13 protein-coding genes and 1 pseudogene are annotated in these 14,391 nt (G+C 64.0%); 1 reads left to right on the top strand and 13 read right to left on the bottom strand.

Features of this window, described 5'->3' with window-relative positions; all coding sequences use genetic code 11:
* Positions 1–65: 65 nt before the first annotated feature.
* The 5 genes from P3T43_RS12105 to P3T43_RS12125 all read right to left on the bottom strand — a co-directional run bounded on the left by P3T43_RS12105 (position 66) and on the right by P3T43_RS12125 (position 4,808).
* Positions 66–1,301, bottom strand: a complete 1,236-nt coding sequence (locus P3T43_RS12105; RefSeq protein ID WP_429281274.1) for an aspartate aminotransferase family protein — start codon at positions 1,299–1,301, stop codon at positions 66–68.
* A gap of 131 nt (positions 1,302–1,432) precedes the next feature.
* The gene (locus tag P3T43_RS12110; RefSeq protein WP_429281275.1) at positions 1,433–2,485 is read right to left on the bottom strand and encodes a GlxA family transcriptional regulator; all 1,053 of its coding nucleotides are present in this window, start codon (positions 2,483–2,485) and stop codon (positions 1,433–1,435) included.
* Between the two features lie 35 nt (positions 2,486–2,520).
* Complete coding sequence (locus P3T43_RS12115; RefSeq protein WP_429281276.1) at positions 2,521–3,312, bottom strand: ABC transporter ATP-binding protein; 792 nt, start codon at positions 3,310–3,312, stop codon at positions 2,521–2,523.
* Between the two features lie 84 nt (positions 3,313–3,396).
* Complete coding sequence (locus tag P3T43_RS12120) at positions 3,397–4,110, bottom strand: ABC transporter permease (RefSeq protein ID WP_429281277.1); 714 nt, start codon at positions 4,108–4,110, stop codon at positions 3,397–3,399.
* An 8-nt stretch (positions 4,111–4,118) separates the two neighbouring features.
* Positions 4,119–4,808, bottom strand: coding sequence for an ABC transporter permease (locus tag P3T43_RS12125; protein ID WP_429281278.1), 690 nt, complete (start codon positions 4,806–4,808; stop codon positions 4,119–4,121).
* A 434-nt stretch (positions 4,809–5,242) separates the two neighbouring features.
* Here P3T43_RS12125 and P3T43_RS12130 point away from each other — a divergent pair, with 434 nt between their 5' ends.
* Positions 5,243–5,854 carry a class I SAM-dependent methyltransferase gene (locus P3T43_RS12130; protein WP_429281279.1) on the top strand — a complete coding sequence of 204 codons (612 nt, stop codon included), beginning with the start codon at positions 5,243–5,245 and terminating at the stop codon, positions 5,852–5,854.
* Between the two features lie 38 nt (positions 5,855–5,892).
* Here the strand turns inward: P3T43_RS12130 and P3T43_RS12135 are convergent, their stop codons facing one another.
* The 8 genes and pseudogenes from P3T43_RS12135 to P3T43_RS12170 form a co-directional block, all read right to left on the bottom strand.
* Positions 5,893–6,846, bottom strand: a complete 954-nt coding sequence (locus P3T43_RS12135; protein WP_429281280.1) for a patatin-like phospholipase family protein — start codon at positions 6,844–6,846, stop codon at positions 5,893–5,895.
* A 9-nt stretch (positions 6,847–6,855) separates the two neighbouring features.
* Entirely contained in the window at positions 6,856–7,413 is a 558-nt protein-coding gene (locus P3T43_RS12140; RefSeq protein ID WP_429281281.1) for a hypothetical protein, read from the bottom strand.
* A gap of 550 nt (positions 7,414–7,963) precedes the next feature.
* The gene (locus tag P3T43_RS12145) at positions 7,964–9,565 is read right to left on the bottom strand and encodes a rhodanese homology domain-containing protein (protein WP_429281282.1); all 1,602 of its coding nucleotides are present in this window, start codon (positions 9,563–9,565) and stop codon (positions 7,964–7,966) included.
* Positions 9,562–9,909 carry a hypothetical protein gene (locus P3T43_RS12150; protein WP_429281283.1) on the bottom strand — a complete coding sequence of 116 codons (348 nt, stop codon included), beginning with the start codon at positions 9,907–9,909 and terminating at the stop codon, positions 9,562–9,564. Before P3T43_RS12150 ends, P3T43_RS12145 begins: the two co-directional genes overlap by 4 nt.
* Positions 9,910–10,082: 173 nt before the next feature.
* On the bottom strand, positions 10,083–11,855 hold the full coding sequence (locus P3T43_RS12155; RefSeq protein WP_429281284.1) for an MOSC domain-containing protein: 1,773 nt from the start codon (positions 11,853–11,855) through the stop codon (positions 10,083–10,085).
* Positions 11,856–12,275: 420 nt separating this feature from the next.
* On the bottom strand, positions 12,276–13,325 hold the full coding sequence (locus P3T43_RS12160) for a lysylphosphatidylglycerol synthase domain-containing protein (protein WP_429281285.1): 1,050 nt from the start codon (positions 13,323–13,325) through the stop codon (positions 12,276–12,278).
* Complete coding sequence (gene hpnK, locus P3T43_RS12165; RefSeq protein WP_429281286.1) at positions 13,322–14,185, bottom strand: hopanoid biosynthesis-associated protein HpnK; 864 nt, start codon at positions 14,183–14,185, stop codon at positions 13,322–13,324. The genes P3T43_RS12160 and hpnK overlap by 4 nt, the downstream gene beginning before the upstream one ends.
* Positions 14,185–14,391: pseudogene (locus tag P3T43_RS12170) on the bottom strand (hopanoid biosynthesis associated radical SAM protein HpnJ); the annotation flags it as partial. The pseudogene P3T43_RS12170 and the gene hpnK, both read right to left, overlap by 1 nt.

Consider the following 14,391-nt stretch of genomic DNA (forward strand, 5'->3'; position numbering starts at 1 on the left):
TAATGATCCGGGCGGTTACCAGGTGGCGTTGCAAGCGGCCATAGCGGCCTGCAACGCCGCGCGGCTCAGCGTGCCGGTGCGTCCGCCGTGGCGCCGACCACCGCTTCGATCGCCTTCGCGAGGCGCGCGAAGCCCTCGTTCATGTCGTCGAGCGGCATGATGAGCGATGGCACGAAGCGCACCACATCAGGACCCGCCATCAGCATGATGACGCCATGCTGGCCCGCCGCAGTGACGAAGTCTTTCGCGCGGCCCTTGAAGGCATCGGTCAGTTCCGCGCCGATCAAGAGCCCCTTGCCGCGCACTTCCCTGAAGATGCCGAAGCGTTCGTTGAGCGTCGCAAGATGACCTTTCAGCGCCTCGCTACGCGAACGCACGCCTTCGAGCAATTTCGGATCGCTGATCAGTTCGACCACCTTCTCCGCAATCGCGGCGCCGAGCGGATTGCCGCCGTACGTGGTGCCGTGCACGCCTACCTTGAAGTGCGCCGCGAGTTCGTGGGTGGTCAGCATGGCGCCGATCGGGAAACCGTTGCCGAGCGCCTTTGCCGTGGTCAGGATGTCGGGCGTCACGCCCGTGTCCTCATAGGCGTAGAAGTAGCCGCTGCGGCCCACCCCCGTTTGTACCTCATCGAAAATCAGCAGGGCGCCGTGCTGATCGCACGCTTCACGCAGCGCCTTGAGGAACGTCGGATCGGCCGGAATCACGCCGCCTTCGCCCTGGATCGGCTCGACGATCACCGCACAGGTCTTCGCACCGATCGCCTTGCGGGCGGCTTCGATATCGTTGTACGGCAGATGCACGATACCCTGCGGCACCGGACCGAAACCTTCCGAATACTTCGGCTGGCCGCCGACGCTCACCGTAAAGAAAGTGCGGCCATGGAACGATTGCGTGAACGAGATGATTTCGTCCTTCTCGATGCCATGACGGTCGAAGGCGACACGGCGCGCGAGTTTCAGCGCGGCTTCGTTGGCTTCCGCCCCGGAGTTGGCGAAGAACGCGCGATCGGCGAAGGTCAGCGCTTCGAGACGTCGGGCGAGACGCAGCACCGGTTCGTTGGTGTAACCGTTGCCGATGTGCCAGAGCTTGCTGCCCTGCTCGCCCAGCACCTTCAGCAGTTCCGGGTGGGCATGACCGAGCGCCGTCACGGCGATGCCGCCAGCGAAGTCGATGTAGTCGCGGCCCTGGGTATCCCAGACGCGCGAGCCGAGACCACGGTCCGGCACGAAGGCAGCGGGCGCGAACACCGGCACCATCACTTCGTCGAAAGTCTGGCGTGTCACAGTCTGGTCGTTCATGGCAAATCCTCGTTACAGATGACAGGGAGTACCGTTAGTGTAGGAAACCGCGGGCGAAACGTCTTGCGCATACGCGACGGGTTCTATCAAGCTTGTCGTCGCCAGACGGCTCTATGGGGCGCCGCAGGCGGCTAGCGCTCCGTTTCATCGGGACGCTCGATCAACGCGGCCGGACGCGGCTCGCTCGCCGCGCTGCCGCTCGCACCGGTCTGTTTTTCGATCCAGTTGCGGCGATCCTCGCGCGGCGTCACGTCGAAACGCTCGCGATAGGCGTTCGAAAAATGCGCCGCCGAGGAAAACCCGCACGCGAGACTAATCTGCACCACCGATTTGCTGGTGCGCTGCAACTGCGTGCGCGCCTTCGACAGCCGCAAGCCCAGGTAGTATTTGGACGGCATCGAACCGAGATACTGCCGGAACAACCGCTCCAGTTGCCGCCGCGACACGCCCACGAGACCCGCGATTTCGTCGCTGGTGAGCGGGTCTTCGATATTCGCTTCCATCAGCAGCAGCGCGTCGTTCAGGCGCGGATGGCGCTCACCCGGCGCCGTCACGAAGGGAATGCGCTGGCGCTCTTCGCCAGCGCGCAGCACGCCGACGCCGAGCGTGTCGGCAATGCGCTCGCTCAACTCGGGACCATGCTCCCGCGCGATCATGGCCAGCATGAAGTCGACGGTCGCCTGGCCGCCGGCACAGGTGGCGCGATCGCGGTCGATTTCGAAGATCTGCTGGGTGACGATCGAGCGTTCGAACTGCTCGGAGAACTGCTGATAGGTTTCCCAGTTGACGCTCACGCGATAGCCGGACAGTTGCCCCGCCATGGCGAGCCACCAGACGCCATGATGAATGCCGCTGACGAGCGGCGTGCGCTGGCCGACCCGCGAGAGGCTCGCGAGGAACAGCCGGTAATCCGCGAACTGCTGGAAACGCTCACTGACGATGATGAGCCAGTCGCACGAAACCGCGTCGCCGAACGCGGCGTCCGCCGGCCATTGCGCGCCGCCCGCGAGCGGCACGGGCCGGCCGTCCCACGAGCACACCTGCCAGCGGTACAGCGCCCGGCCGTCGATTTCATTGGCCAGATTGAGGGCATCGACAATCGGCCCGACGCCCGACATCGACACCGGCGGCAATGCAACGATTGCCACCTGCGTGGTGCGAGCCGGACTGGGCGTGCGGGCCATCAGCAAAATGCCATGCGGCGGGCGTGGCGGCCGCGTTACTTCAGGCTGCCGGAGAGGAACTGCTTGAGGCGTTCGCTGCGCGGTGCGCTCAGCACCTCGGCGGGCACGCCCTCTTCCTCGGTACGTCCCTGATGCAGGAACATCACATGATTGGACACGTTGCGCGCGAAACCCATTTCGTGCGTGACCACGATCATCGTGCGGCCTTCTTCCGCCAGCTTCTGCATGACCTTCAACACTTCGCCGACCAGTTCCGGGTCGAGCGCGGAGGTCGGCTCGTCGAACAGCATCACGTCGGGATTCATGGCAAGCGCGCGGGCAATCGCCACGCGCTGCTGCTGACCGCCCGACAAATGCGCCGGATACTGCTTTTCCAGACGCGGCGCGAGGCCCACCTTCTCCAGATACTCGCGCGCCCGCTCCTCGGCTTCGCGGCGCGACAGCCCAAGCACATGCACCGGCGCTTCGATGATGTTCTCGATCACATTCATGTGCGCCCACAGGTTGAAGTGCTGGAACACCATCGAAAGCTTCGTGCGGATGCGTTGCAACTGCTTGTGGTCGGCCACTTCCAGGTTGCCGCTACGGTCGGCTTTGGTGCGCACCGCCTCGCCATCCACGACGATCTGCCCGGCGTTCGGCCGTTCCAGAAAGTTGATGCAGCGCAGGAACGTGCTCTTGCCCGACCCGCTCGCGCCGATGATGCTGATCACGTCGCCCTTGTTGGCGTTCAGCGACACGCCCTTGAGCACTTCGTTATCGCCAAAGCGCTTGTGGATGTCCTGCACGGTGAGCTTGCAGGCTTCAGTTTGAGTCGTATGGAGCAAGTCGCTCTCCCAAGGTGAATACTGACCCGTCCTGGAACACGGTAGACAGGGGTGACGAGGTGAACCGCGGCAAGACCGCGCCGCTCAACGCGGCCGCGCCGCCAGATACGCCAGCCAGTGCCGCTCGGCGCGCCGGAACAGCGCCACTAGCGCGAACGATACAGCAAGATAGATCAGCGCCGCGATACCGAATGCGCTGAACGAGTCGTACGTGGCCGAATTGGCGTCGCGCGCCACCTTCAGGATGTCCGGCACGGTCGCGGTGAAGGCAACCGTGGTGGCATGCAGCATCAGGATCACTTCGTTACTGTACAACGGCAGCGCTCGGCGCAGCGCGGACGGCAGGATGATCCGGCGGTACATGGTGAACCAGCTCATGCCGTAGGCCCGTGCCGCTTCCACTTCGCCATGCGAGGTCGAACGGATCGCCCCAGCGAAAATCTCGGTGGTGTAGGCGCAGGTATTCAGCGCGAACGCGAGAATAGCGCAATGGAAACCGCTGCGGAAGAACGCGTCGAGCAGTTGATGCGAGCGCACGAACTCGAGGCTGTACATGCCCGTGTAGATCAGCAGCAACTGCACGTACAGGGGCGTGCCGCGAAACACGTAGGTGTAGAGACGCACCGGCGTCGACAGCCAGCGCTTCTTCGAAACGCGTGCCACCGCCAGCGGAATCGAGCACACAAAGCCGATGCCGATCGACGCCACCAGCAGCCACAAGGTGACGGCAAGACCGGAGAGACGCTGGCCGTCCCAGTAGAGAAAGGCCCGGCCGAATTGGGAAAGGATCTCGATCATGGTTTATCTCACAGTTCCGCGTGCCGCACGCCAATCGAATAACGCCGCTCCAGCCAGATCAGCACGAGGTTCGACATCGTGGTGATTGCGAGGTAGATCAGCGCGGCAATCAGGATGAAGAAAAACATGTTGAAGGTGCTCTTGCCTGCGTCCTGAGCCGCCTTGACGACGTCGGCGAGGCCGATGATCGACACCAGCGCAGTCGCCTTCACCAGCACCTGCCAGTTGTTGCCGATGCCCGGCAGGGCGAAGCGCATCATCTGCGGAAACAGGATGCGCGTGAACACGCGCGCGCCGCTCATGCCGTAGGCCGCGCCCGCTTCGAGCTGGCCGCGCGGCACCGCGAGGAACGCGCCGCGGAACGTTTCGGTGAAGTACGCGCCGTAAATGAAGCCCAGCGTGATGACGCCGGCGACGAACGGATCGATGTCGAACTGAGGCAGATTCAACGCGTCGGTCAGGTCGTTGACGCCGATCTGGATGCTGTAGAACAGCAGCAACATCAGCACGAGATCGGGCACCGAACGGATCAGCGTCGTATAGCCGGTGCCGATCATGCGCAGCGGCCGGTTCAGTGAGAGTTTCGCTGCCGCGCCCGCCAGCCCGAGCAGGACCGCAGCGGCCAGCGAGAGGACCGACAGCTCGATTGTCTGGATCGTGCCGGCGAGGAGCACCGGACCAAAGCCGTAAAGGAACACGTTTGTCTCCATCCAGGTTTGCGGGGGATCGGGCCGTGCATCGATGACGCGGCCGCTGCAGGCCATCCGGCAGGCATGGCGCGGATACTCGCAAGCGAAAATGATTTGCTCAAACAGGCTGCGCACCGCATGCTGCAACGCAACATGCGGTGATTGCGCGCGATGTCGGCGCGAGACCCCTGTTTTAGCGGGTGATATGGCATTGTAAGCGTCCTCGTACCACGGCTCGGCGCGCCGCGATTTAGCAAGTTTCGGGTCGCTTTTTCGATAGACGGCGCGGCGCGCGCGGCAGCGTGTTTTCGCCGTCCGACCAGGGCAAACCCCGCTACACTGCGATGACGCGGGGTGCTCACGCCGCGTTGATCGACGACCCGGCTGGCGCTTGCAGCCGCTTTGCCGCGCGGTCGCCCAACCTTGCCTGAGGACCCGGTGCCATGACATCCCGCTACGACGACGCCACGCTCGACGCCTATTCGAAGGACGCCGCCCGCTACAGCAAGGAATGGCTCGACCAGCCGCCGCCGAACGATCTCTACGCGCTGCTGGAGGCGCATCTGGTGCCGCAGGGCACCACCGCCGAGATCGGTTGCGGCAACGGGCGCGACGCGGCGTGGCTGGCCGACCACGGCTACGAGGTCAGCGGCTTCGATGCATCGCCGGCGTTGCTCGCCGAAGCGCGCCGTCTGCATCCGCAGATCGTGTTTCGCGAAGCCACCTTGCCCGCCCTCGCCGGGATCGACGAGCGCTTCGATAATGTCGTCTGCGAGACGGTCATCATGCATTTGCCGGTGGAATCGATTCCCTTGGCCGTCGACAATCTGCGCTGCCTGCTCCGCCGCAATGGCGTGTTGTATCTGTCGTGGCGCGTGACGGAAGGGGCGGACACACGCCAGCCGGATGGCCGCCTGTACGCCGCGTTTGAACCTAAGCTCGTGGTGGATTCGCTGGTCGATTGCGCGATTCTGCTGTTCGAAGACGTGATCAGCGCAAGCTCCGGCAAGCGGATTTGCCGGGTGATCGCGTCGAGGAATGCGGGCGGCGTTTAAGCCTTACCGTTACCGCTATCGCTCGCCGTGCTCACCGTTCACTCGATGCCGAGCCGCGCGCGAATCGCCGGCAGCATGTGTTCGACCGCCGCGCGTCCTTCCTCGATAGCGGGCGCCGCGCGGTGGAAATCGAAAATGCCCATGCCGCCCAGACGCGGCTGAATCAGGATGTCGGCCGGCTCACCCGCCAGACGGCTGCGCGTGATCCGCACCTGCATGATGTCGATGCTCTGCGCGACCGAACTCAGCATTGATGGTACGCGTCCGCTCGGCGCGGGCGCCACGCGGACATCGTTCGACACGATGTCGTCAGCCGGTGCGAGCCAGCGCGGCCACGGCTTGCCGTTTTTGCGCAACGAGCCCGGTGCCGGCGCAGCCGCGTCGAGCACCGGCACAGCGGCCGTGATGCCGCCGAAATCGCGGCCGTTGAGAATATCGTTGTTCAGATCCACGGCGATCACGCAATCGGCGCGCATGCCGCGCGCCACCGACACCGGCACCGGATTGCTCAGGCCGCCATCCACGAGCCACACGCCGTTATGCCAGACCGGCGTAAAGATGCCGGGGATCGCAATCGACGCGCGTACCGCGTCCACCACGCTACCATCCTGCAACCAGGTTTCGCGGCCCGAATCGAGTTCGGTGGCCACCGCCGCAAACGGCATCTGCAACTCGCTGATCTCACAGCCGTTGAAGCGGTTGGCAAACACCTGGATCACCTTGCGGCCACCTAGCAGCCCGCCGGAAATGCGCAGATCGAGCAGGCGCACCACGGTCTGCCAGGTCAGGCGCGACACCCATTCTTCGAGCCAGTCGAGATCGCCGTTCGCGTAGACCGCCGCGATCAGCGCGCCGATCGAGGTGCCGCACACCACGTCCGGCTTGATGCCGGCATCATGCAGCGCGCGGATGGCGCCGATATGCGCCCAGCCTCGCGCGGCGCCGCCGCCCAATACCAGACCAATGCGCGAATGTGGACGTCGTCGCAGCATGTTTTCTCCTTATCGTCCGCGTATCACGTCTGAACGCGACGTGGTGTAGACCTTGTGAAACGCATCGAAATGAACGTTGAAGATGCCTTCTTCGGTCACGCCGCCCTCGCGCCACTTCCAGCTCCAGACCGTTTCCGGTTTGAGCGGAAACACCGCGACCTGTCCCGGCTTGCCGAGCATGCGCCGCACTTCGTCTTCGCTCATGCCCGGCTGGACTCTCGCGAAGTTGGCGGCGGTCAGGACCTGGGTGATGGCTTGCAGCTTGCCATCGCGGTCGATGTCGACCATGTAGGTGTTGAGCCCCTGCGGACCGCGCGGATATTCGAGGCGTTTCGAACCGTCAGTAAAAGTGCGCTCGGTTTCCGGCTTGCCCATCTGGCTGCGAATCTGGTCTTCCGTGCTGATACCGGGCGTGAGGTTTTTCAACAATAGCGCGTCCGGTTTGACGGCATTGAAGAGTTCCTTGAGTTTTTGCACGGCGCGTTGCCCCTGTTGGTCGTCACATCCCGCCAGCGCGAGCGATGTAGCCAGCACGGTGACGATAAGCAAGCGGAAGCTCGAAGCCATCGGCGAGATTGGATGGGGTCCGTTTTATGAAGGTTGGACGACAGGATAGCAAAACCACGCACACGCACGCAGCGAGGCGGGCAAGCTGATCGGGAAGCGGAATAGCAACGCTGCACTGCAAGGCGCGGTTTCGCGCGACAGCGCAGGTAGAGGTAGCGACGGGAAACGAACGATGACGGCCGCCAGAGGCGACACAGCCAATGACAGGAGAACCGGAGACGCGAGCAGATGATGCGGGTGATACGTGTCGAAAACCCCACAACCGACGACACGCAGCGGTCCAACTCCGGGCGAAGCATTCAGCTGCCGTCGGCCGCTGATCTTGCGCTTTCGCCCGTGACAGACCGCTGCACACGGCCGTCTGGTCCCTCGACTAACTTGCCCGGGTGCCGTTAATCTAGACGCATTGGCAGGATTAGGCGAGCCAGCGTTTACACCGAATGGGTTTAGGAATGAGTCATGCTTCCGTGCGTGCATGCGTGCGCGGCGCGGCATGAATGCGAAGAGCCCCGCCACCGGATTCGTGGCTGCGCCCTTCATCAACCGCCGCTCAGATCACATGAAATCCATGTGTCCCATCGCGCGCCAGTTGCGCCACCAGCCCATACTCCCACTCCAGATACGCATTCATCGCTTCACGGGCGTTATCCGTGCCTTCATAAGGACGCCGGTAACGATCGATGCGCGGCGAAGCGAGCCGCGTCTCGCCGTGCTCGACCGGCAGACCCGCCGCAATCCATGCGCTCGTGCCGCCGCTCAACACCTGCACGGGTTTGCCCGTCAATGCGGCCAGATCAGGCGCCGCAAAGCGCGCGAGCGCACTGCTGCCACAGGTCACGACATACCGTTGCGCTTCGGGCAATGCGGGTACTGCGTCTGCGAGTTGTCCGCGCAGCGCCCACCACGCCCCTGGAATATGCTGCTTCACATAGTTCGCGCTTGCCGTGAAATCGAGCAGCACCGTGCCGGGCGAATCGAGCAGCGTGGCGAGCGCAGCAGGTGAAATTTCATCGGCCGCAGGCGGCTCCACCGCATTTCTGACGACGGGCAGCGCGCCCTCTTCCGTGAAGTCGGCCGCCGTCAGGCCGTCGACGACATACACCTCGACGTTCATCTGCGCGAGCCACGACGCCGTCATATTGGCGCGCACGCCGTCGCTGTCCGCGAGAATCACGCGGGCGCCGCGCACGGGCGCAAACATATCGGTCTCCTGCACGAGCTGTCCGCCCGGCGCGCTGCGAAATCCGGGCACATGGCTCGACTGATACTCCTGCGGCGAACGCACGTCGAAACGATAGATCGTCCGTACGTCTTCCTCGGCCCAGCGGCGCGCTTCGTCACGCGAAATGCGGCCCACTTCCGCGCGATCGGCGACCGTGCGCGCCGACGCAGCCGCTTCGACCCGCACCGCGTGGTCGGTGAGCGCATCGAAGCGCCGTGTGCTGCCGTGCGCCAGTGGCTGACCCGCTAACAGCCAGCCGATCGTGCCGTTACGCAGCGCCGCGACCGGGTTCGGCACGCCCGCATTGAGCAGCGATTGCGCGCCGATGATGCTGCGCGTGCGACCCGCGCAATTGACGACGATCTGCGTCGCAGGATCCGGTGCCAGTTGCCGGACCCGCAACACCAGTTCCCCGCCCGGCACGCTGATGCTGCCGGGGATATTCATGGTTTGATACTCGTCGAAGCGGCGGGCGTCGAGCACCACCACATTGGCCTTGACGTCGAGCAGCGCCTGCACTTGCGACGCATCGAGCGAAGGCGTATGCCGCTCGCTCCCCACCAGTTCGCCAAATGCTTTGCTGGGCACATTGACATCCTGGAACAGCTCGCCGCCGGCCTCCGCCCACCCGCGCAAACCGCCGGCGAGCAGCGTGACATCGGTATAACCCGCTTTGCCGAAGCGGCGTGCCGCGCGCTCGGCGAGCCCCTCGCCGTCGTCGAACACGACAATCGGCACACTGCGACGCGGCAAGCGCAGCGGCGCTTCCAGTTCAAGCTTCGATAACGGCAGGTTCGCCGCGAACAACGGATGGCTATGCGCGTGCGGGGCTTCCTCGCGCACATCGAGCAGCGCGATTTCGCGGCGCCCGAGCAGTGCACGGCGCACGTCCTCGAAGGTACGGGTACGAAATTCAGTTGCAACGGTCATGAGATGGCGATCTCCTTCGCTACATTCCAGATAGCCGGCGACACCTCGTTCGAGTATCCGGCGATCAAGGTCTGGCGGCCACCCCGCCGCGGATAAACCGCGCGGCACTGCACCGCCAGGTGCACCATAAACGTGAATGCCGGACGACACGAGGTCGCCGCAAGCGCATGGCCGACACGACGGATGCCGCCCATGCATGGCGACACGGCATCGACGGCTCGGGTTTCAAGCGGTCGCGCCGTACTGGAAGCAATCAGCGTGCCGCGAAAATGCACTCGTCGCGTGACGCCCGCGGCATGTGCGACGGCGAGGAGCGCAGCTGCACCCGTAAGGGGACATGCCACCCGCACGCGGTCGAAGCCGGCTTCATGTCAGACGAGGAGCAAAGGTAGCATCGCCCCATCCGTGCGCGAAATATCGATAGCCGATAAAGATATCGCCGGTGCATGTAATTGCATGTTTGTGGCGGCCAAACCCGGCTTGAGTATGCGCGCGAACGCGGCGACTCGCCGTGCGCTCATAAATCGATCACGACGTCCCCGTTGGGCTGCGCGCAGCAGACCAGAAGGTTGCCCTGCGCAGGCAGGTCGAGCGGTTCGGGATCGTAGCGGGTCGTCCCCGCAACCAGTCCGCTTTCGCACCGATGACACACCCCGCTCCGGCATGCCCATCGAACCGGCACGTCACACGCTTCGGCCAGCTCCAGAATGCTCGTATAGAGCGCCGCATCCCAGTGCGCGGCCACGCCGCTGCGGGCGAACGAAACGAGCGGCCCGGTAACGGCCTCGCCCTGCGGCACATGTGGCACATGCGGCGCGCGCGCCGTGGCGCCGACAATGCCGGGCGTCATTCCTTCGCCGCCATTGAAGATTTCCGCGTGAATGCGCTGCGGGGCGATGTTCAGCGCGGCGAGCGCTGTTTTCATGTCGGCGAGGAAGCGCGTGGGGCCGCAGAGGTAAAAGTCCGCCAGGCGCGGCACGCCAAGGTCGTCGAACGCGGCGGGCGACAGATGGCCTCGCGCATCGAAATCCTCGCCGACGCGTGCGCCCTGATCGGGTTGGCTATAGCAGACGTAACGATGCCCGTGCGGCAAACGCTGCAGGAAGCCACGGACTTCATCCGCGTAGGCGTGATGCGGCCGGTCGCGGGTGCCGTACAGCCACCAGATTTCCCGCGACGAGCCGGCTGCCGCCAACGCGTGCAGCATCGCCAGCACCGGCGTCACGCCGATTCCTGCGCTCATCAGCACCAGCGGACCGTTGCCCGGTTGCAGAACGAAGCTGCCGCGCGGCGCACTGACTTCGAGTGCGTCGCCCAGCTGGACATGCTGCTGGAGGTAGCTGCCCGCTGCCCCATTCGGCTCGATCTTGACGCTGATCCGATAACGTTCGGTCGACGCCGCGCCTGACAGCGAATAGCTGCGCAAGAGCGGCGGCTCTCCGCCGGGGCGTGGCAGCCGCAATGCCACGTACTGGCCGGGCAAAGCGGTTGGCAACGGATGACCGTTCGGGCCCTGTAGCGTCAGCGAGAGTACGTCGACGGAGGGCCGTTCGATCGCCGTGACGGTGAGCGCTCGAAAGCCAGGCGCAGCCGGATGCGCGGCTGCGGCCGGCGCCAGCCCGGCATTGCCGTTTGCCTCGCCGTCTGCCTGATCGCGCAGTAACGCCTCGAACGACCCACGCCATCCGGCCGACAGCGCCTCGATGCGCAACGCCCGCTCCAACCCCTCGTGCGGATGATCGCGCGAATACAGAAGCGCGTTGATTTCGGCGACGGTCATGCGCTCGTTTGCCTCGCCGATCTTCTCGATTCCGTCGCCAGCTCTGACGGCGCCCTCCTGCAGGACGCGAAAATAGAAGCCTGGCCTTCCACTACCGGTCAGCAAGGCAGGCATGCGCGACTCGTTCATGCGGATGCCGACGCGATAGCAGGTCACGCGCGGTTGCGTCACTTCGAACAAGGCGGTGCCGATTCGATAGCGGTCGCCGATGCACACCACGCTATCCGCGAGGCCTTCGATCGTGAAGTTCTCGCCGAATTGTCCGTAGACGAAATCCGCGCGCTCGAGTTGCGTCTGCCAATGGTGATACGACTCGATCTGGTACACGAATACGGCGCGATGCTCGCCCCCGTGTCCTGCGAGGTCGCCCTGACCGTCGCCGCGCAGATTCAATCGCCCTACCCAGCAGGGTTCGTGCACCGGCTCCTTCCATATGCCGGTGTGGACCGTACGGCCTTTCCAGTCAATGTCACGTGGCAGTCCGACATTCACCGATAACAGTCGAGCCATGTTTTCCTCTTTGAACGATGAATACAGACGAAATTCTTCTACCGCGGCTTAACCGTCACTCAGACAGGGCAGCCCATCCTGGGTGATGTGCCTGCACTCCAAATAGCTGCCCAGGAACAGGTTCCGTTTCCTATCCTGATGCCGGAGCAGAATGGTCAGTCGAAGCGTGCGGTCCTGTACGCTCAACTCTTCGCGCAAAACGCCGATTCCGATACGGGCTTCGTCAAGTGTTCCTTTGGCGCACCTCTCACGAAACGCTGCCGCCAGGTAAAAAAGCGATGTATCGACAAATGCCACGTGGTATTTCAAACTCCCGGTTTTGGAGTTCAATTCTTCAGGTGCATGAACTCATGCATGGCTGACAACGGCTGCGGTAAAAGCGAGAAGAGGCGTGAGCAATCGCGCCTCAAATGGCGTCCATCACACCCGCTCCTCGCTCTCAATCCCTTGCCGGCGCGCAACATCATGAGAAGGAGAAGGTCGCGCCCCACCCCAGCGCCGCCAAACCTCGACCACCTGCCACGAAACCAGCGCGCCACATCCAAACAAAACCTCACGCACGCGTTTCACCACCGCCAACGACAAGGCCACTTCCCGATCCACCCCGAACATCTGCGCGAGCACCACCACCGCCGCCTCCTGCACCCCCACTCCTGCGGGCACAAAAAACGCAGCGTGCCGCACCGCCTGGGTCAAGCCTTCGATAGCCAACGCCCCGCCTAATGAGACCGGATGCCCGAGCAACGCCAAAGCCCAATACGTCTCAACCGCCCCGAGCAGATACCCGCTCAACTGCCAGACAAAGGCCCGCAATAGAAGCCCCGCCCGGGACATGAGCGCGTCGAGATCCGCATCGAGCTGCTCGCCGCTCATACCCTGCAAAATGGAACCCGAAGCAGTCCCCAGCAATCGCCCAGCCCAACGCTCGATGGCGTGAAACACGCCGCCACGCCGCACGAGAATCACCGCGATCACAGGCAACGGCAACGACAACAACAAAGCCAGACCAATGGTGCGCAACGCATCCGCCTGATGTGTCGACGCCACGATCAACACCAGGCCCAGCGCGGAAAACGCGTACTGCACCGCCATCGTCACCATCACTTCGACGATCACCGACGCGCTCACGCCACTCGGATCGGCCACCCGCCATTTCGCCAACCTGATGCCGACGATCTCGCCACCAATACCTGCCACGGGCAACAGCCGGCTCACGGCCTCACGAACCATCGCGACCCACCACAGAAACACGAGGGACGCACGCTTGCCGAGCAACAGATGCCACGCGTACGCATCCAGAAGCAGCGGCAGCGCGTGAAACGGCACCAGCCACAGCAGCGCAAAGCCCGCTTGCCCGATCACCTGCATCAGGCCGTCCACCCCCTCGTGCAGCGCGAGCCCGATCAGCAGCGCAATGCCCAGCGGTAAGCCAGCCCATTGCAGCCATCGCGACCATTGCAGCCGCTTCATGATGGCTGTATCCCGCGGGCATGCACCTGACCGAATACGTCGGCGAAGCCGCCGCGCGTGGCCCCCGCCGCCTCGATCGCAGCCTCCACGCGCGGCGACAACAGCGCGGCCAGTTCGTCCGCGTGCCGGTAGTCGCGCATGGCCGGCGTCAATGCGCCCTCACCCATCACGGCCGGATGGCAGTAAATCTCGCCCACGCCGTCCGGCAAGCGCGCCAGCGCATCGAGCAACACGCCTTCCGTCATCTGCCCGGTTTTCGCCATGCCCACCACATAGTCGTTGTGCGCAATGCCCGCACGATCGAGGCGGTCTCGCACGAGGCCAATCCATGGCTTCAGCCAGAACGGCTCGTTCGACTCACTGGGTAGGCGCATGGCATGCATGCCATAGTCGCGGCCAATCTCGATGATGAGCTCCAGCACCGTCGGATGCAGGTGAAAATGCTTATGGGTATTGACGTGGTCAAGCGGTAGTCCCGTCTTCGCAAACGCCTCGAACTGCGCACGGATTTCCAGCGCCAGTTGTTTGCGAACCTGCGGCAAAAAGAAAAAGCGAAAGCCGTCGCGCACCATGTTGTCGCCGAACCGGCCATTGGCATCGACCAGCGCCGGAATGGCGGCGCGCGGCAGGAACGCCGCGCCATCCGCCAGCACCAGATGCAGACCGACGCGCAGCTCCGGCAGACGGCGCGCACGCAGCACGGCGTCGCGCGCGGCCGGAGCCGCCACCATCAGGCTCGCCGCGGTCAGAACCCCATGCAGATGGGCGTGCTCGACTGCTTCGTTGACCCGTTCGTGCAGACCGAAATCGTCAGCGGTGAAGATTAACGTGCGCTGCGCTAGCCGAGCCTCGCGCGTCATCACGCTTGGTGCGCGCGCAGGAAGCGGAAGAACTCGACGCCTTCGCGCAGACGCCGCTTCATCATGTCCCAGCTCATCAGCATCTCACGCACGATTTCCCAGATCTTCGAGGGCCGGAAATAGAAGCGCTTGTAGAAGGTCTCGACGTGGTGATAGATCTCGTCGCGCGACAGATGCGGGTAACCAATCGCAGCCAGTTGCACCCC

It is taken from the genome of Paraburkholderia sp. GAS41 (assembly GCF_050436545.1).
Lineage (GTDB): Bacteria > Pseudomonadota > Gammaproteobacteria > Burkholderiales > Burkholderiaceae > Paraburkholderia.

Excerpts from the sequence above, each read along its gene's own strand:
- hpnK (WP_429281286.1), bottom strand. The coding sequence starts at position 14,185 with ATGACGCGCGAGGCTCGGCTAGCGCAGCGCACGTTAATCTTCACCGCT.
- P3T43_RS12105 (WP_429281274.1), bottom strand. The coding sequence starts at position 1,301 with ATGAACGACCAGACTGTGACACGCCAGACTTTCGACGAAGTGATGGTG.
- P3T43_RS12120 (WP_429281277.1), bottom strand. The coding sequence starts at position 4,110 with ATGATCGAGATCCTTTCCCAATTCGGCCGGGCCTTTCTCTACTGGGAC.
- P3T43_RS12130 (WP_429281279.1), top strand. The coding sequence starts at position 5,243 with ATGACATCCCGCTACGACGACGCCACGCTCGACGCCTATTCGAAGGAC.
- P3T43_RS12110 (WP_429281275.1), bottom strand. The coding sequence starts at position 2,485 with ATGGCCCGCACGCCCAGTCCGGCTCGCACCACGCAGGTGGCAATCGTT.
- P3T43_RS12155 (WP_429281284.1), bottom strand. The coding sequence starts at position 11,855 with ATGGCTCGACTGTTATCGGTGAATGTCGGACTGCCACGTGACATTGAC.
- P3T43_RS12160 (WP_429281285.1), bottom strand. The coding sequence starts at position 13,325 with ATGAAGCGGCTGCAATGGTCGCGATGGCTGCAATGGGCTGGCTTACCG.
- P3T43_RS12140 (WP_429281281.1), bottom strand. The coding sequence starts at position 7,413 with ATGGCTTCGAGCTTCCGCTTGCTTATCGTCACCGTGCTGGCTACATCG.
- P3T43_RS12145 (WP_429281282.1), bottom strand. The coding sequence starts at position 9,565 with ATGACCGTTGCAACTGAATTTCGTACCCGTACCTTCGAGGACGTGCGC.
- P3T43_RS12135 (WP_429281280.1), bottom strand. The coding sequence starts at position 6,846 with ATGCTGCGACGACGTCCACATTCGCGCATTGGTCTGGTATTGGGCGGC.